This window comes from Bacillus sp. SRB_8 (assembly GCF_003264205.1).
In the GTDB taxonomy this organism is placed as follows: Bacteria; Bacillota; Bacilli; order Bacillales; family Bacillaceae_G; genus Bacillus_A; species Bacillus_A mycoides.
In genome coordinates this window covers 102,504-120,459 of sequence record NZ_NADT01000003.1, presented here as the reverse complement: position 1 = coordinate 120,459, position 17,956 = coordinate 102,504, and the positions used below count along the sequence as shown (strand labels likewise).

The 17,956-nt window shown below is 34.5% G+C and carries 14 protein-coding genes, 1 pseudogene, 1 riboswitch and 1 other annotated feature; of the genes and pseudogenes, 4 read left to right on the top strand and 11 right to left on the bottom strand.

Annotated features, from left to right (window positions below):
* Positions 1-149: 149 nt before the first annotated feature.
* Positions 150-1,529 carry an S-layer homology domain-containing protein gene (locus B5P40_RS00855; RefSeq protein ID WP_113708696.1) on the bottom strand — a complete coding sequence of 460 codons (1,380 nt, stop codon included), beginning with the start codon at positions 1,527-1,529 and terminating at the stop codon, positions 150-152.
* 258 nt (positions 1,530-1,787) lie between these two features.
* Positions 1,788-3,032, bottom strand: coding sequence for an N-acetylmuramoyl-L-alanine amidase (locus B5P40_RS00850; protein WP_113708695.1), 1,245 nt, complete (start codon positions 3,030-3,032; stop codon positions 1,788-1,790).
* Between the two features lie 156 nt (positions 3,033-3,188).
* On the opposite strand from B5P40_RS00850, the gene B5P40_RS00845 reads away from it, so the two are divergent.
* Positions 3,189-3,674 carry an 8-oxo-dGTP diphosphatase gene (locus tag B5P40_RS00845; protein ID WP_113708694.1) on the top strand — a complete coding sequence of 162 codons (486 nt, stop codon included), beginning with the start codon at positions 3,189-3,191 and terminating at the stop codon, positions 3,672-3,674.
* A gap of 28 nt (positions 3,675-3,702) precedes the next feature.
* Here B5P40_RS00845 and B5P40_RS00840 read toward each other — a convergent pair whose 3' ends face one another.
* From B5P40_RS00840 to B5P40_RS00830, 3 genes are read right to left on the bottom strand one after another with little or no spacing between them, the layout of a single operon-like run.
* Complete coding sequence (locus tag B5P40_RS00840) at positions 3,703-5,328, bottom strand: YndJ family protein (protein WP_113708693.1); 1,626 nt, start codon at positions 5,326-5,328, stop codon at positions 3,703-3,705.
* 5 nt (positions 5,329-5,333) lie between these two features.
* Complete coding sequence (locus B5P40_RS00835; protein ID WP_113708692.1) at positions 5,334-5,945, bottom strand: DUF4166 domain-containing protein; 612 nt, start codon at positions 5,943-5,945, stop codon at positions 5,334-5,336.
* A gap of 4 nt (positions 5,946-5,949) precedes the next feature.
* Complete coding sequence (locus tag B5P40_RS00830) at positions 5,950-6,858, bottom strand: DoxX-like family protein (RefSeq protein WP_113708691.1); 909 nt, start codon at positions 6,856-6,858, stop codon at positions 5,950-5,952.
* Between the two features lie 192 nt (positions 6,859-7,050).
* Positions 7,051-7,237: riboswitch (Lysine riboswitch) on the top strand.
* Positions 7,238-7,438: 201 nt separating this feature from the next.
* Between B5P40_RS00830 and B5P40_RS00820 the strand changes: the two genes are divergently transcribed.
* Together B5P40_RS00820 and B5P40_RS00815 are read left to right on the top strand one after the other, a co-directional pair.
* Complete coding sequence (locus B5P40_RS00820; RefSeq protein WP_002031134.1) at positions 7,439-8,668, top strand: aspartate kinase; 1,230 nt, start codon at positions 7,439-7,441, stop codon at positions 8,666-8,668.
* Between the two features lie 280 nt (positions 8,669-8,948).
* On the top strand, positions 8,949-9,401 hold the full coding sequence (locus tag B5P40_RS00815) for a VOC family protein (RefSeq protein ID WP_113708689.1): 453 nt from the start codon (positions 8,949-8,951) through the stop codon (positions 9,399-9,401).
* Positions 9,402-9,675: 274 nt separating this feature from the next.
* Here B5P40_RS00815 and B5P40_RS00810 read toward each other — a convergent pair.
* From B5P40_RS00810 to asnA, 3 genes and pseudogenes are all read right to left on the bottom strand, one after another.
* Positions 9,676-10,017, bottom strand: a pseudogene (locus B5P40_RS00810) (helix-turn-helix domain-containing protein); the annotation flags it as partial.
* A gap of 128 nt (positions 10,018-10,145) precedes the next feature.
* Complete coding sequence (locus tag B5P40_RS00805) at positions 10,146-10,259, bottom strand: helix-turn-helix transcriptional regulator (RefSeq protein ID WP_002064746.1); 114 nt, start codon at positions 10,257-10,259, stop codon at positions 10,146-10,148.
* A gap of 144 nt (positions 10,260-10,403) precedes the next feature.
* Positions 10,404-11,387 (bottom strand): aspartate--ammonia ligase, encoded by a 984-nt coding sequence (gene asnA / locus B5P40_RS00800; RefSeq protein ID WP_002126735.1) that lies wholly within the window; start codon positions 11,385-11,387, stop codon positions 10,404-10,406.
* A 70-nt stretch (positions 11,388-11,457) separates the two neighbouring features.
* Positions 11,458-11,717, bottom strand: a binding site (T-box leader).
* Positions 11,718-12,125: 408 nt separating this feature from the next.
* Between asnA and B5P40_RS00790 the strand changes: the two genes are divergently transcribed.
* On the top strand, positions 12,126-12,257 hold the full coding sequence (locus B5P40_RS00790; protein WP_000047589.1) for a DUF3934 family protein: 132 nt from the start codon (positions 12,126-12,128) through the stop codon (positions 12,255-12,257).
* A gap of 135 nt (positions 12,258-12,392) precedes the next feature.
* On the opposite strand, the gene B5P40_RS00785 is transcribed toward B5P40_RS00790, so the two are convergent.
* From B5P40_RS00785 to B5P40_RS00775, 3 genes are all read right to left on the bottom strand, one after another.
* Positions 12,393-15,599: a DEAD/DEAH box helicase gene (locus tag B5P40_RS00785; protein WP_113708688.1), complete on the bottom strand. Its 3,207-nt coding sequence runs from the start codon at positions 15,597-15,599 to the stop codon at positions 12,393-12,395.
* A 119-nt stretch (positions 15,600-15,718) separates the two neighbouring features.
* Positions 15,719-16,651 carry a response regulator gene (locus B5P40_RS00780; RefSeq protein ID WP_113708687.1) on the bottom strand — a complete coding sequence of 311 codons (933 nt, stop codon included), beginning with the start codon at positions 16,649-16,651 and terminating at the stop codon, positions 15,719-15,721.
* A 2-nt stretch (positions 16,652-16,653) separates the two neighbouring features.
* The gene (locus B5P40_RS00775; protein WP_142936352.1) at positions 16,654-17,952 is read right to left on the bottom strand and encodes a sensor histidine kinase; all 1,299 of its coding nucleotides are present in this window, start codon (positions 17,950-17,952) and stop codon (positions 16,654-16,656) included.
* Positions 17,953-17,956 lie beyond the last annotated feature (4 nt).

The window sequence follows — 17,956 nt, the reverse complement described above, 5'->3', positions numbered from 1 at the left end:
AAAATTCAATCTTTAATAACTTTAATTATATATGAAACTGTTAAATTATTGGTAGAAATATAAAAAAGAAAATCATAATGAATCTACAAATATTACGTGTTGAATATAAATAAAAAAGGTGTTTTCATATATGAAAACACCTTTTTTATTTATAATTTTAAGTTCTTCTTCAATGTCCAATATTTTTCTGGAGCATTTTCAAATGAGAATTCTACCCAGCCATTTGGATCTTCACGATATACATTTACTTTTGTACCATTCTCTAATTTTCCAACTTCATTTTGTGTAACGTTTGGTACACTCTTTATTGGATTGTTAAACGGGAATGGAACTTGATAGTAAGATCCTACAGTTTGAACAGTAGCTTTCGCATCTTTTACATAATCTTTATATGGAATTGTTTCGCCTAATGCCTCTACATTTAATGTATTAGGGTTTTTCGGCAATCGGTTTACATTTTGATAATCTTTGTTATTGAAAGGCTTAATACGTTCCATAATATTAGCAATTTTGCCAGCCCATTCTTTATCAGTTGAATACATTACATTCATCGCAGGTAATGTGTAACCTTTGAAATACTTAGCACCTTGTTCTAAGTAATTCTTTCTCACATAATCAGCATTGTATGAAATACTTAATCCATAAGATGGTAAATATTTTGCATGTGCGAATGGGTCCCAATCATACGCTCGTAGTCCAAATAAATTATGTTTACGATATGCAATTTCTGATTTCCCGTATCCAGACTCTAAGATTGCATGTGCTGCTAAATATAAAGAGTTCACGCCATACTCGTTTTGCGCTTTAATAAAGTCTTGTCCAACTCCAACAAGCGGACTATCGGGATGATATCTTTTAATATAATTATCAATCTCTTGAGCTGTTACATTAGAAGGTAATGTTACATCTAAATCGATATACGATGCCATAGCGTTATATAAAAATTGTGCATATTCTTCACGTGTTAAAACACCTGTTGGATTAAATGCACCTGCTCCATTACCTGCAGCAACACCGTTAGACTCTAATGCACTAATCGCTTCATTTGCCCAATGATCTTTCGGAACATCATTAAATGTATGATTAGCTTTTACTTTTAGTTTAAAGGCTTTCTGTAAAATCACAGCCATTTCAGCACGAGTTAAAGATTCTTTCGGTCTAAATGTTCCTTTACCATCACCTACGAAAATCCCCATATCTGTTAAAGTTAAAATTTCATTTTGGAACATTGTCGTTCCTTCGCTAATATCAGAGTATGGATTTTTATATTCGCTTTTCGCTTCTGGTTTTAATGCACGATATATTAATGCGGCTACTTGCTCACGATTTACAACATCCCCGAATCCAAACTTACCATTATCATATCCTGCAATAATTTCTTTTGATGTTAAATTAGTAATTGCTTTATACGACCAATGATCTTTCGGAACGTCTGGAAATTCCTTTTCAGCTGCAAATGAAGTTGCCGGAGCCATCACTACTTGAAGTGCGACTGTCACTGCTAACACATTAGAAATAACTTTTTTCATATTTTTTTAACACGTTATGTATATGCTTGTCCCGTGTTAACTTGCCTCCCTTTTCAATAAAATTTTCCCTATTAAACTAACAAACTCTTAATTAGTCAACAGTAAAAGTATACGTGATACAAATAAACTAATCTACCATTATTTTATTTGTAATCAGCATAATACGATATATCTTTTTATTTTGATACAAAATTATATAAACTCATATAAAAAGTCCATCATCTCTATATAGATGATGGACTTAACAATTAATATTTTTTATTTAGCTAAACGATATTTTGAAACATCGAAACCTTTCCACTCATAATAATCTAAAATCCCAGCATAAACTGCCTCTGCAGCAATTTGTCTTCCTGATTCAGTAGCTAATTTGCCATTATCTATATTATTATCAATAAAGGCAAGCTCTGTTAAAACTGCTGGTACTGTATTTTTATTTACTACATAAAATGAATGATCATCTTTTATATCTCTATCTCTTGTATGTAGTGCCTCTACTACTCGCTTTTGAATTTTTTTCGCTAATACTTCGCTATCCTTTTCAATCTGTGTCTCTTCTCCACGCTTGGATTTTTTATAATAATATGTTTCCGTTCCATAACCATCATGATTTTGAGAAGAGTTTGCATGAATGCTTACAAATATATCTGCATTGTTCTCTTGACCAAATTTCACTCGATTCACAAGAGACTCATTCTTGTTACTTCCTGGATTTCCGTTCTCTTCACGTGTTAACAAAGCTTTTAAAGGTGTATTTTTTTCTAACAATTGCTGTAATCTTAAAGATATATCAAATACAATTTCACTTTCCTCTACACCTTGCCCTGGATTCCCTGGATCAAATCCTCCATGACCAGGATCAATAATAACTACCTTTTCTACTAAAGGGTTACCTATTTTAAGAGAATCTGCCTTTTTAATAAATTGAGCTGCCTCTGCTTTAGTTAGAATTTTTTCAGGCTCCCATTTATCACCAGTACCAACAGAAATCCCTAATTCAACTAGGATGTTAGCTTTTGCTTTACCCCAGCTTTTTTCTAAATCACTGAATTTAGTTGCTTGAGTACCATTTACTTTAGAATCTAATTTGTAAGCTTCTACAATAAGAGAGGCCATTGAAACTCGGTCAATTTTCCCAGTTGGATCAAATACGCCTGGGCCTTTCCCTTTAACAACACCAGCTTTTTCTACAGCTGCGATGTATGGGGTATACCATCCGTTTTGAGAGTCACCAAAAGATGGTTTAGCATCTTTATCGAATGGTAAGTTTAAGATTTTAGCCATCATTGTAGCTGCTTCTGCACGAGTGATCTCTTTTCCAGGCTCGAACATTCCTTTCTCGTTACCTGTAACTGCGCCTTTTTCTGCTAAGTAGTTAATAGAATCTTCTGCCCAGTGCCCTGCTTGGACATCTGGAAACGTTTTTATTTGTGCGAAACTACTAGATGAATAAGATAATATACTAGCTGCGATTATTCCTGCTGCAATTATTCTATTTTTCATAGAATATATTCCCCTCTCAAGTACAATTTTTTATATAACAGAGTAATTATAGTTCTGAAAATTAGTACTAGTCAATTGCATTTTGTATAATTTTGTCTTATTATTGTATTTTTTGGAACAAATAACTATAGTTAAACTATAAGAGGGGAGATTCGTATGAGCAAGCATTGGAAAAGTATCGAACACCGCATTTATACAATGTGTATGATTCAGCATAATAATGAAGTATTACTAATACAACGGCCGGATCATCTAGGCTTCCCTGGTTACATCGCTCCGGGCGGAAAAGTAGATTTCCCAGAAAGTATCGTTCAAGCCGCTATAAGAGAAGTAAAAGAAGAAACTGGATTACTTGTTTCTAATTTAATCTTTAAAGGATTAGACGAATATGTAAATCCAAAAGAACAGGTTCGCTATATGGTTTTCAATTATTGGACAAATTCATTTGAAGGTAACCTTCTCCCTCACCCTCCAGAAGGAGAATTAGTATGGGTTCCAATTGACTCTGCGTTACAGCTTCCCATGCAAGAGTGGTTTAAAGAAAGATTCCCATTATTTTTTGAAAAAGGTACGTTTGAAATTCAGCGTGTTTGGGACCGAGACTTGGATAAACAAGTTGCTATGACAATTACCCATACATAAAAAAGCTTGGAATCTCTCCAAGCTTTTCTTACTTTCCCTCTATTTTCTTAATCTCATAATCAATTTCTAAAAACTTAACTCCAAATATCCACATTCTATGATTAGCTTCTAATATTTGATCCTTGCTCTCTTTAATAATAAAAGTCTCTGCTAATGGTAAACGTATTGTAAAGAAACGAGTATGTAAATAAATCCCCTCATCTCCCCTGCCATTCTCTCTTAACTTACTTGTAATGATTAAAGCATTATCATCATTGCATAACTTCAAAATACCAGTCATATTTGAATATGGTAACGGTAATGCGATATTCATATATTTATCTTTCTTGTATGTATGCTTTGAATAAAGAGCTACAAAAATTGTCTCTCCTGCTTCATTTTTTCTTAGCCAAGCCCTTACATTCTCTCCTCCATCCTTCTCATCTATTACCCCAATGATAGAGCCATGCATCGTTTCCCACTTACCGCCCATTCCTAAATGTATTTGTCCTACACGCTTACTCATTTTCTCATAGCAAAATGCAAGCGGGCGGAACCAACGATTCCATTTTATATGCGATTGTAACTCATACTCTTTTGTATTTTCATAGAAACGAGTAATACTTAAAGGAATCTTCGTCACGTCAAATGCCTCACTATGAAAATCATTCATTTTATCAACTAAACCTTTGTATTCCTTGCTATCTATTAAATTTCTATTATGTAAAAATGCTTCACCAACTATCGCATTTCCTCTTAACCCGCTCATTCGTTTCCCGTAATATTTATAGTTCGGAGTACTCTTTTCAATCATCCAGCCGACAAATGCTGGTAACGCTACTCCAATTCCATTGACAACACCGTGAATCCAAACCATTTGAGCAATTGTAATCGTCATTACATGTTTCAAATTCCCATATGAATATATAAGTGAAAACATAATTGTTACCATGAGTGTGCTAGACGATATGATCAGGAGAACCTTTGCACTGATAGCATTAAATTTCGTGCGCCAAACATAAATCCCATATCCATAAATCGCACATAAATATATGAACACTGCAAAAAATTCAAATATCCTTGAGTATGTAATTCCTATCGCAACTGTCATTGGAGAAATGACGATGATAAACATAATAGCGTCATATAACTTACTTCCCCGCTCTCTTTTCCTTCCAAGTAAACCAGCTGATAACGGCAATAGAAATGCCGAGTAATGAAAGTGTGCCGCTGTAAGTAAAACAATGTCAGAACTAAAGTGCATAATTGAAACCTTTGCTACTGAAGCAAAAAACCAAAAACCACCTAAAAACAAATAAATAAACGCACTATCGATAGCCGTCTCTTCTATCGGTTTCCATCCTCTTTCTAACAATCTACTTACACCAAATAACGCAACGATTCCTGTATATGCAAACCAAAGTAGCGCAAAGAAATAGTGATTTGTTACGAAAGCTAGCATCGCACTGATTGCTGCGATTGGATATAAAAACGATACAAATTTATAAAATAATACATACGATCCATTTCTTTTTTTCTTGTCAATAATACAAAAAGACATCGGGATAAATAACAAAATAGATAATAAAATAATTGCTTCAACTGGGTTTACATTTGACCACTCACATATTAGAAAAATAATATAGCAAGCAAGCCCAAATAGTATATTTTTCATATCGTTTATTCCCTTTCCACAAATGTTCCCTTATATGAAAATAACGAACCAATTAACGGATTCCGTACTTGTACATGAATTCGAAAACATTGCAGTGCATCATCATAACTTTCAACAATTTTTGCCTCTCCATATAAAAATTTTGGTAACGGGATTTTTCTTCCAAACATAAAAAACCATTGTTTCTTTGAAGAAATATGCATCCCGCCTTTTTCATCAATATAAAAATTCAATGTAGAAACGAGTAAATGTGGCTCACCAAAATAATCTACAATTTCATTATTCTCTTCATCCAACTGCATAACAGCGTTAAAATATCTTTTCTTATTATGAAAATAAAAAGTACGATTCCACCGTACAAACTCATTTCCATGTTCATCTCGCTCAGCGGTATTATGTATCACAAACGGAACTTTTTGCCCTCGCTCAGAGAAAAACATTCGAAACTTCGATGTAATTTTTAATATTAATTTAACGAAAAAAGATCCTCCATAAATTTCATCCATTTCCCCTTTGCCAATAAAGCTATTTTCCTTTGTTATCGCATATCGTTCCTGCAATTTTGGATGAAGCCTTTTATAAGAATCCCCTAATAATCTTTCATAAATATTAACCATATACTTATCCCTTTCTCGTCCTCTTGCAATTTTTTGCGCTTGGCAAATTAGTGCTATTTATATAACCGACAATCGATAACCCTATTAGAAGAAAATTTAATGTAATCGGATTAAACGGTTGCGTAAAACTAGCGATATTCGTCGATCCTGCCGCTAATGTTAAAACTATCAACAATATAATATGCAATATAAATAGTTTTCGCTTTTGAAGTGGCAATAGCCACATAACACCCCATATTATTTCTAAAAATCCAACTATTTTAAGTATAAAAATACTACTTTCATTCGATCCGATTAGTGCAGAAAGCATCTTTACTTCTTCTGAATGAGTAAACATCAATTTCGGTACAATCCCTTGATATAACCATACGAAAGCAAATAAAAAGCAAACTAGCCAATACGTCATCGTTCTTCTAATTAGCAACTTAGGATGAAGTCCCTTTTCTAACCATAATTTTAAAACATCAAAACTCCATGCTGTCGCCCAACCTAATAGTGGACGAAAAACATATAAATCTATCACATTTCCTATACGACCAAATCTCGTATCATAATCATATTGCGTTTCAAAATGAATATGTTCTTCATTCGGTGTATACTTCCAATAACCACGCCCTATTTGTATAAGTGATAATTGATTGTCTGTCCAAAATTTTAAAGAGGAAATGCGTTCTCCAGTTTCTTTTCTTATTTCACCTATCGATTCCCCTTCTCCGGCTATTTCAAGTCCAAATCCGATCTTTGTTTTATATAAAAACTTCTGTGGTTCTCCCTCTTTTTTTTCTAAATACGAAATCTCAGTAAAACGAGCATCCCACTCTGTATGTATATCAGGCTCTTGTGTATATGCCCATAGTTTCTCCATTGTTGTGTTCATTTCTGTGGCTACATAAATAGGCTTTTTCTTCCCCATCCTTCCACCTCCCATGCGCTATATTTTCAATGTACATGCAATGAATCGATTTTGCTACATTTTTCACAAACTAATTTAATAAAAAGATAGAATTTCAAAAAAATACAAAAAACACTTGATTCCCTGAAAAATTTAAATTATTATAAAACAAATGTTACCAACAACTTCATAAATCATACACTCTCGCCTAAAACGTGAGATAGAGGTTGCAACGCTTATAAGTATTCTAAAGGAGACACAGAGATGTCTATGATTTTAGAGGAAAGGAAGTGTTGCCGAAATTGATAAATTTCTCTGCATTTATCAATTGGGGCTGTTTTCGAATAGAAACAGAACTGTCATATGTACAGACGTGTACGTATGAAGAGCTATCTACAAAAAAGAGATATCATTTTTATGATATTCCTTTTTTGGCGTTTTTTTTATTAGCTCCGTTTTCTGTTTCCCTTTTCCTGTAACAGCACCATCCTCACTTATTTGAGATGGTGTTTTTTGTTTTTCTCTCTGGTAACTACAGGAATATTGGGATTTGTATATGTCCTAACCTATTCTTAAAAATGGACGAAAGAAGGAATTCGTAATGGAAACGATTGTACAAAAATTTGGCGGTACTTCTGTCGGAAGCGTCGAACGCATTCAACATGTAGCAAATTTAATTATTGAAGAATATGAACGAGGACATAGTATTGTCTCTGTCGTTTCAGCAATGGGAAAAAGTACGGATAAACTTGTAGCACTTGCTAACGCTATTACTGAAAATCCAAGTAAACGTGAAATGGATATGCTCCTATCTACAGGAGAACAAGTAACTATTTCATTATTAACAATAGCACTACAAACAAAAGGTTATAACGCAATTTCATTAACAGGATGGCAAGCTGGTATTACGACAGAATCTGTACATAGTAGTGCACGGATTACTGACATTAACACCACTCGTATTCAGTCTCACCTTACTGAAGGCACGATTGTTATAGTAGCTGGTTTCCAAGGAATAAGTGAAGAAAATGAAATTACCACACTTGGTCGCGGTGGCTCCGATACGACTGCTGTCGCATTAGCTGCTGCACTAAAAGCAAAAAAATGTGATATTTATACGGATGTGACCGGCGTATATACGACTGATCCACGAGTTGTACAAGATGCTTATAAATTAGATGAAATTTCTTATGACGAAATGTTAGAGCTTGCCAACCTCGGTGCTGGCGTATTACACCCACGCGCTGTTGAATTTGCTAAAAATCATAATGTAATTTTAGAAGTTCGCTCAAGTATGGAACAAGAAAACGGAACAATTGTAAGGGGAGAATGTAACATGGAACAACAATCAATCGTTAAAGGTATTGCATTTGAGGATAATATTACACGCGTCACAATTAAAGGATTAGAACAAGGTGCACTTTCAACAGTTTTCTCTACATTAGCAGCAGCACATATTAATGTAGATATTATTATTCAAAGTATTACAAATGAAGGAACTGTTCACCTCTCCTTCTCAATCCATTCTAATGATTTAAGAGAAACATTAGAAGTATTGGAACAAAATCAAGAAGCACTTCACTACGAATCTGTAGAACATGAAAATCATTTAGCAAAAGTATCAATTGTAGGATCTGGTATGGTATCTAACCCAGGAGTTGCTGCGAATATGTTCACTACTTTAAAAGAAGAAGATATTCATATTAAAATGGTAAGTACATCAGAAATTAAAGTATCTGTCGTTATTGACCGTCTTCATTTAGTAACGGGTGTTGAAGCACTTCATCAATCATTTATGGCGAAAATTGAACCTTTAGTGCAAATGATTTAATTTCCACCAGTAAAACTTACAACAAATTATATGAATCTATTTCCTTCCTATATAAATAGAAAGCTGTTTGCATAGTGGAAAGTGAGAAAAAGGTTATTTAGTTTAAAATCAAGTCGTTTGAAGAACAATAAAATTGTTAAAAAACGGAAGCAAGTCATTCTATTCAACAATCGGGCAGTTATCTCCCACCTAACTTCCTCGCATTCGCCGAATTTTGAGGTGGGAGTCTTATTGCCTGCAAATAGCGGGATAAATTTTTACACATAAGGAGATAAAGACTATGGCAAACAACAGATTACTAAGAATGGACAATGTCAGCATCGTTGTAGAATCTCTTGATAACGCAATCTCTTTCTTCAAGGAGATTGGATTAAAACTCGAAGGGCGAGCTACTGTCGAAGGTGAATGGGCTGGTCGCGTAACTGGACTCGGTTCTCAGTGCGTAGAGATTGCTATGATGGTTACGCCAGATGGTCACAGCCGAATTGAACTTTCGCGATTTCTCACCCCACCTACTATAGCAGATCACCGGACAGCTCCTGTAAACGCCCTCGGTTATCTGCGCGTCATGTTCACCGTCGAGGACATTGACGAAATGGTATCCAGACTTACTAAGCATGGTGCTCAGCTCGTTGGAGAAGTAGTTCAGTATGAGAACTCGTATCGACTCTGCTACATTCGTGGAACCGAAGGAATTTTAATCGGTTTGGCGGAAGAAATCGATAACAAATAAGTAAGTGATGTTTTATAAAAAGCCTTTACTGAATTAAAAATATTTGAAGCACATTCTTACTCCATAAAACTTAAATTTTCAGCCCCGTCCTAACTTTAGAACGGGGCTGTACTCGTTTGAGCTTTTAAAATTAAATAACTTTATTATCATTTTACACATAGATTTCAAGAATCTATACAAACAGCTTTTTAACATATTACCTATATCTAAAAATCGTTATAAAACAATTATATTGTTCGCAATACCTTTTCCTAGGAAATATAACGGACTCTTCTCACTTCTTATCATATATATCTTTCCCTTTAAATAACGAGCGAAATTCATTCAAAATAACTTTCTTCACGTCGGAATAAAAGACCATCATGAATAGCGCAGCCCCTAATAAAATCTCTTGAATTCCTTCGTAATCAATGAAAGCACTCATAATTAGCAAACCAAATCCAATATAAAAACCAAACTCATTCTCTTTCTCAAAATCCTCATCTTCTTCATCAATATGTATTTTCTCTTTAAAGTTTTGATTCCCTTTTATTAATTCATCGAGCGTAACGTTGTACATTTCGCTCAATAAAATTAAATTATCAATGTCAGGGTAACTTTTATCATTTTCCCACTTACCCCGCTTTAACAGGCACTAAATCCCATCATAGCTTTTAAATACATCAAGGAAGCCAGATGGGATTAACTGCCTATAAAAGCCCGATTGGTTCAACTAATAATCAGTGCGATAAATCGCTTTACTGATTAAAGTTTCACTTTATACACCGCTTGCCTAGTTACACCGATTTTCTTTGCAACATCCTCTTGCGAAAAACCCTTTGACTCTCGTAGTTTTTTTAGCTGTGCTCCTAAGTTCATAACGTCCCCTCCTTTAACAAATTATTACATAAAAGGAGATAAAAAAGAAAGAAACTATTAGTAACACTCACTGTAAACCACCAGTTTACACAATAAAAAAGGGAGAGTAACTCTATTTTCGAGCCACTCTCCCTCTCACTTATATTAAAACAAATGAATGTTTTCTTTCTTACAAGCTTCACGTAAATCATCAGGCCATACAGAAGATTGAACTTCACCGATATGTGCTTTACGTAAGAAGTACATACACATTCTTGATTGGCCGATACCACCACCAATTGTTAATGGTAGTACGTCTTCTAAAATACCTTTATGGAAATCATACTCACGTTTGAAGTCTTCACCAGTTTTCGTTAATTGCTCATCAAGTGCTTTACTATCAACACGAATTCCCATTGATGATAATTCGAACGAAGCTTGTAGTACTGGGTGCCAGAATAAAATGTCACCGTTTAATTTCCAATCATCATAATCGGACGCGCGTCCATCGTGCTTTTCACCTGAACGGAGTGCATCACCAATTCCAATAATAAAGACTGCACCGTGTTCTTTCGCAATTGCATGTTCACGATCTTTCGGTGTTAATTCTGGATATTTATCTTCCAGTTCTTGAGAAGTAATGAAAACAATTTCTTCTGGTAAATACTTTCCAAGGAACGGATACTTTTCAAATAAGTGATCTTCCAATTCTTTGAATATTCCATAAATTGTTTGTACTGTTTTTTGTAAGTAATCGATAGTACGCCATTCTTTTTGAACGATTTTTTCCCAATCCCATTGGTCAACATAAATGGAATGCGTTGCATCAAGTTCTTCATCACGACGAATCGCGTTCATGTTTGTATATAAACCTTCACCAGCTTCATATCCGTATTCATGTAATGCGAATCTTTTCCACTTCGCTAGTGAATGTACAATTTCTAATTCTTCTCCTGAATGTAACATATCAAATTCAATTGGACGTTCTACACCGTTTAAGTGATCGTTTAATCCTGATTTTTTCGTTACGAATAATGGTGCAGATACGCGGAATAGTTCAAGACGTTTTGCTAATTGATCCTCGAAAAATGTTTTAACTTCCTTAATTGCGATTTGAGTCTCTCTTACTGTCATTAATGATTGATACATGGTGGTTTCCTCCTAAAATGTTTGGATGTTGTGAAAAGAAGCCAACAAAAAAAGCCCTTCTTTCCCAAAAAACTGGGACGAAAGACTTTGGTTCCGCGGTACCACCCAAATTAGCAACAGAGGTTGCTCACTTATACAGTACGGAGATTAAAAAATCTCGATACTGTTCTTCTTGTAACGGCGAAGTTCCCGGCTAAGTCTACTTTCCTATAAAGGATTTCGGTTAGCGACTCCAGGAGGTTCTTCATAATAGGCTTCGTATCAGGCTCACACCGTCCCTGACTCGCTTAAACTACATCCTACTACTACTCGTCCTTTCATAGTCGTTTTATTGTCACATCTCTGAAACATTTTATTAATGATTATTCTATACAAAAAATAGATAAAGTCAACAAAAAGTTTTAAAATATTTTTCAATTCTTTATTTTATGCCTTTACCGATTGTTCTTAATATAACATTTTTATTTCCTTTGTCTCTTCAATCCAAAAAACATTTCACTAATTGAAACTAACATATATACAACAACTAGTGTGATTGTTCGAAATATAGAATCCGCAGTATTTCTTATTATTTTCATTTTCTTTATAATTCCTTTCAGTTTACTCGCAATTTCATGATATACTATAGCATTCAAGCAGTTTGTTTTTATTTAAAGCAAGCATAGTCATTTATCGATAGTATTTTTCTAAAACATTGGCTATTATCAAATCAGATTTTTTATATAACGGAGTGATCATATGAGTAAAACGAAAGCAAAACCGAAAAAAGGTGTAGGACAAGGTACAGGAAGTAAAGGATGGAACCGTTGGCAATCAAGTGCGAAAAAGAAAGCTGCAAAACCATACAAAAGTAAAGGTACAAAGAAATAAAATAAATAGTGGGAGACGAACAACTCCCACTATTTAAAGTTTCACTTTATCTCTTTACTTTGTACAAAACAAAATATAATTATTACAACAAAAAAGCTATGCTTTCATCTCTATGAAAGCATAGCTTTTTCCATATTAAATCATAAGAATATCGCGGATTTCTTCCTCCGTAATAGAAGATAACTTCTCTTCTCCCGGCTCGATAATTTCAGCGATTAAATTTTTCTTACTCTCTTGTAACTCGTGCATTTTTTCTTCAATTGTTCCATGTGCTACTAACTTAATCACTTGCACTGTATTTTTTTGTCCCATTCGATACGCTCTATCCGCAGCTTGTTGTTCAACAGCTGGATTCCACCACAAGTCGTACAATATAACTGTATCTGCACCTGTTAAATTTAGTCCTGTGCCACCAGCTTTTAACGAAATAAGAAATAGATCCCCTTCTCCTTCGTTAAACCGATTGCATAGCTCTACACGTTCTTGCGCTGGTGTACTCCCGTCTAAATAAAAGTATGGAACTGCTTGACGATTTAATTCACGTCCGATTATCGAAAGCATCTTCGTAAATTGGGAAAAGATAAGAATTCTCTTCCCTGTACTTCTGCATTCCTCCAAAATTTCTAGCAGCTGATCAAATTTAGCTGAACTACCTTTATAGTCATCAACAAACAAAGCAGGATGACAACAAATTTGCCGTAGTCTCGTTAAACCAGCTAAAACCCGAATTTTATTTTTACGTAACGTATCTTTATCCAAATGTTTTAAAGTTTCTTCTCTTAACTTTGCTAAATAAGCTGCGTAAAGCCTCTTTTGATCTGGTAAAAGTTCTGATGATTGCAAGTGCTCAATTTTTTCTGGGAGTTCGTGTAATACATCACCCTTTAACCTTCTTAACACGAAAGGTTTTACCCGCTTCGCAATATCTTCACGTCTTAAATCACCGAACTCTTTTCTTCCCGGTAATAATTCTGGGAAGACGACGTGGAAGATAGACCATAGCTCTTCTAATGAATTTTCTACAGGTGTTCCTGTTAATCCAAAACGGTACTCCGCCTGCACTGTTTTTACCGCTCTTGCAGTTTGCGTCGTATGATTTTTAAACGCTTGTGCTTCATCAAGAAATAGCGTATGAAATGGCTGCTCATATAACCTTATATCTCTTCTCAGTAGAGGATATGACGTAATGACAACATCAAATTTCGTTATATCTTTTAAAATTTTTCGGCGCTCTGCTTGATTTCCATCGGCAATAACTGCTCTAATATGTGGAGCGAATTTTTTCAACTCGCTAAGCCAGTTGTAAACGAGGGACGACGGAGAAACAACTAATATAGGCAGTTTCTTCTCTCGAATTTCCGGCAAAACAGAGTCTATAAAAGCAATACTTTGCAACGTTTTCCCCAGTCCCATATCATCAGCTAAAATGCCGCCAAAACGATAATAGGCAAGTGTTTTCATCCACTGGAATCCGTATGTTTGATACTCTCTCATTATCGCATCTAAGCCACTTGGCACCGCAAACTTCAGCTTTTTAGGGTTTTGAATGTTCTCTACCAATTCTTGAACAGACTCATCTAAACTTAATACGTTTCCTTCTTGCAGTGAATTCATCCATTTCACACTACGAATAAGAGGGACATCTATTTCTTCGCCCTTTAAAAATTCTTTTCGAATACTAGATTCTTTTATAAACTCATTAATATCATTAAACTCTTTACTCTCAAGTGATAGTAGAGCACCACTTGCTAAACGATAATATTTTCGTTTCTCTTCAAGTGCCACTAATACCCCTTTAATTTCTGCCTCTGGAATACCTTTTATATCAAAGCGGAATGATAACCAATCAATTCTCTCTTTCCTTCTAACTCTTATAAGAGGAGCTGTGTCTCCCTTATGAATTCGTAATTTGATTGCTGACGTCGCATAAATATCAACTAAACCTTTTAACGTTGGAACAGCATGATATAAAAAGTTATACTCAGCTTCTTCATTATGCATAAAATAACCGCCTTCCGTTTTCGCAAAGGCACTTTCACTCATAATTTCTAAAATCTCTTTTTCCTTTTTCTCATCACGATTAAAAACAGATGGCTGCCCATCCTCTTCTAACGGATTAATCACGACGTTTCCATAATGAAATTCGAGACCTGCTAACAAACGATTTTTCACTCGATCTAAATACAATTTTGCTTTTAGCGAAGGCGTTTCCACACAATCTGATACTACCTCATCTATTCGCACAGTTCCTAGCTTCATTAACCCTGGTACAACTTTTGCTACAAAGTGCTCCATCTTATCTGCTGGAATATACAATTGGTTACTACTAGAACGATTCATCATTTTTTGTAATTCGATAAGCCGCTTACAATCCTCAGCGTTCAACTGATACAGTTTCCCTCCAAATAGAGCATAACTATACGTATCCATTACTTCTACTTGTTGTAAGCCGTCAATATAAAGTGTAAACCCACCGTTACTCCCTTTATTAAACTCAAAATGTAAAGGAAGTAGCCCTTTTGAAATTTGTAAACCGTGAAAAGATTTTCCATCTTGATTAAGTCCCACAAACTCAACTTTAGAAAGTAAAGAAAGCATATCCTTCCATGAAGCTGGCGGTATTAAAATCATACTATCATCTTGTTTTGCATGTACTTCCAGTGTATCCTCATACATTTTTTCATTATGATAAATTTTAATGAGCTGCTGAATAATCGCATCCGTTTCTTGCTTAAAGCTATGTACATCTGGTGTATATGTAAATTCATTCGAACAATTATAGGACTCTCTTTTCTCCACATTGGAAAGAAATTCTCTAATATGATTTACAAAATACATCTTGGCGAGTTTAAACTGAATACCTAGCAGTGCCCCACCATTTTTCGTAACTACTGGCGTACATATAAATTCAACATGAAGTATTTCACGTGTATCAAAACGGTGTTGTTTACTTTTTGGTCTTAATGGTTTTTCTGCAAATAAATGAAACATCCCGCTTGTTAATTGATCATTTCCACTCATATTCCCGCTACTAATAGGCACCATTCCACCGGTTTGCTGATTATAATTTATTTGTATCAATACTGCCGCAACATGTTGACAGTATGTTTGAAAAGACGCTAACGAAGGACAACTACATTTCGCAACAACATCACCTTTTTTAGCTTTTTCTACTGTAACATGAAAATCTTCATTCCCTTTTACCGTTGCCTCGCAAATTTCTTTATTTTCATCATAATGATTTATTATTACTTTATTTGATTTATAATAAGCTTCGCCTCTTTTATATGAGGTTTCTCCGCATACTTCTTTAATAATCGATTTATTTAATGTAAAACCCATTGTTTTGACACTTCCTTACTTTAAAACCAGTTTCTCTTAACTAACATTTTACATGCTCCAAGAGAAAATATAAAATGTAGATTTAATAAAAAAAGATGCTTGTATATAAGCACCTTTTTTCACTCTATCTCCATCAACCTTTTCGCCTCAAAATACAACACTTGAATAAATTTCTTCGTATTAATTCGTATATGGCCAGAAGTTGCTACTTCTTCTTTTTTCATTTCTGTCATCCGTTTTCTAACTACAGTGAAATCAAAAAATTTCGGAGCATAGCTTTCAAATTTCGGATTTGAAAAGTCTGTTAATCCAAGGGAAGCTAAGTGATTTAACGATTGATAAATCGCTCTACGTACCCTTTGTTCAGATGCTTTTCTCTCCTTATCTATATCTGCATCTGAAGCTATATTCTCTAATTTTCTTATAGTTATATGGTGAAAGATATCTTTTAACGCTGGAAATCCAAATTCAAATGTTTGTGCTTTTTCTTGTCCATATAAATATTCCAACATACTAAGTAAATCTTTACTTCCATTCTCTCCTGCAATACCGAGTTCTGATAATAAATAGCGCCCTGAATCTGCTATTCTTTTTCCTTCTTGCATTGGCTCATTTCGAACTTGCGGCTGTTCCCACTTAAAAACGTTATTCAATGATTTTTGAATATCATGTATAGAGCGCTCTAAACGAATACGTTCCATTACTTTACGTACAACAGACATAACCTCAATTTTATTTAATGGTTTTGTAATATAATATTCAACACCAAGTGTATACGCCTCACCAATAAGCTGTTTCGATTCAACTTGAGAAATCATAATGATTTTCCCTGTAAAAGAGGATGCAATATGGCGAACTGTTTCAATCCCATCTCGCATTGGCATTAATAAATCAATAAATAAAATATCTACTTTTTTAAAATTTAGTTGATCCGCTTCAATAAAAGCTCCATCTTCCGACTCTCCAATTACTTCCCCAAGATCGCCATCTTCAATAATTTGTGAAAGCATGGAGCGGAAAACTTCATCATCATCTACGATATAATAAAACAACTTTATTCTCCTTCCCGCTTTAAACTGCACTCCGGTAAACAAACGATAAACTTACACCCTCCGCCAGTTTCTCGGTCTTCTAATCTCACTTCTCCACCTAGCTCTGTTACCATTTCATTTATGTAAGAAAGTCCAATACCTGTTGAAGGTGTTCCCGTTTGATCATACTTTGAAGTAAATCCTGGCTTAAATACTAATTTCTTATACTTCTGTGCAATACCAGGACCATCGTCAATTACTTCGAAGAATATATGTTTATCTCGTTTATATAGCTTAATAATAATGAGACCTCTACCCTCAATTGCTTCAACTGCATTTGCAACTAAGTTATTAAAAATGGATAAGACCGTGTACACATGATATTCTGCATGCTCACCTTCTATATGTTCCGAAAAACGTATATCTTTTTCTAACATTTCAGCATATTTCTCATTAATTCTTACAATCATTTCCGCTAATTCATGTCCTTCTACATACTCAGCCACATTTTTATCTAATAACAGTTTAGATAGTCCTGCAAAAATTCTTTGATTATCCTTTTTGATTTCGTGCACTTCTCCTGCTATTTTTAATGCTGTTTTGCTATTTAAATCATCGTTCGCTTGGAAGTTTCGATATAGTTGATATGCTTCTTGTGTAATTAACTCAGCATTTTGTAACGTTTTTTTCAAATGGACAGATTCCACATATAAATTAGAGAGGTACATTAACATATTTTCATTTTCTTTTCGAACTTGTGATTCTTTTAACTTCGTTTCATATAAGTTCATCATATTTAAAAAACCAAGTGCAAAGAAACTACGGAAAATAGCAATAATAATTAGTTTATTCACTTCAGAAACTGTTATCGTTGTCCCCAGCACTAACATATGATAAAACGCAAGTTCAGACATACTTGCGATAATTTCAATTGTAATTCCAAGACATCCTATCACAATTGGCTTCTGATGAAACTTATTCACCCTACAAAGCGAAAAAAGACTTCCATAAATAAAATAATAAAAGAACACAGGATAACGCAAATAAAATGATTCTGTCATATGGAATGAACCTTGCAATACCCAGTCAAGACATACACGAAATAAGACTACAGATATACCTACAAGAATACCTGCAGCTGCTGCTGGCACTCTTCTTAAAAATAGTAATAAAAAGAAGAAAAGCGGTGTCCCGAAACTAACACGAAACATATCATTAAAAGGATGAAAATTCAGCTCTCCAGCAATCGGAACAACAACCATTAATATAATTAAAAGATACATATCTTTCTTCCATAATTGATTCCAATTCAAAGGTGCCACTTCC

Bases quoted from the DNA above. Each gene is read 5' to 3' on its own strand.
- B5P40_RS00845 (WP_113708694.1), top strand. From the start codon at position 3,189: ATGAGCAAGCATTGGAAAAGTATCGAACACCGCATTTATACAATGTGT.
- B5P40_RS00815 (WP_113708689.1), top strand. From the start codon at position 8,949: ATGGCAAACAACAGATTACTAAGAATGGACAATGTCAGCATCGTTGTA.
- B5P40_RS00820 (WP_002031134.1), top strand. From the start codon at position 7,439: ATGGAAACGATTGTACAAAAATTTGGCGGTACTTCTGTCGGAAGCGTC.
- B5P40_RS00835 (WP_113708692.1), bottom strand. From the start codon at position 5,945: ATGGTTAATATTTATGAAAGATTATTAGGGGATTCTTATAAAAGGCTT.
- B5P40_RS00850 (WP_113708695.1), bottom strand. From the start codon at position 3,032: ATGAAAAATAGAATAATTGCAGCAGGAATAATCGCAGCTAGTATATTA.
- B5P40_RS00840 (WP_113708693.1), bottom strand. From the start codon at position 5,328: ATGAAAAATATACTATTTGGGCTTGCTTGCTATATTATTTTTCTAATA.
- B5P40_RS00830 (WP_113708691.1), bottom strand. From the start codon at position 6,858: ATGGGGAAGAAAAAGCCTATTTATGTAGCCACAGAAATGAACACAACA.
- B5P40_RS00805 (WP_002064746.1), bottom strand. From the start codon at position 10,259: ATGAACTTAGGAGCACAGCTAAAAAAACTACGAGAGTCAAAGGGTTTT.
- B5P40_RS00790 (WP_000047589.1), top strand. From the start codon at position 12,126: ATGAGTAAAACGAAAGCAAAACCGAAAAAAGGTGTAGGACAAGGTACA.
- asnA (WP_002126735.1), bottom strand. From the start codon at position 11,387: ATGTATCAATCATTAATGACAGTAAGAGAGACTCAAATCGCAATTAAG.
- B5P40_RS00855 (WP_113708696.1), bottom strand. From the start codon at position 1,529: ATGAAAAAAGTTATTTCTAATGTGTTAGCAGTGACAGTCGCACTTCAA.
- B5P40_RS00785 (WP_113708688.1), bottom strand. From the start codon at position 15,599: ATGGGTTTTACATTAAATAAATCGATTATTAAAGAAGTATGCGGAGAA.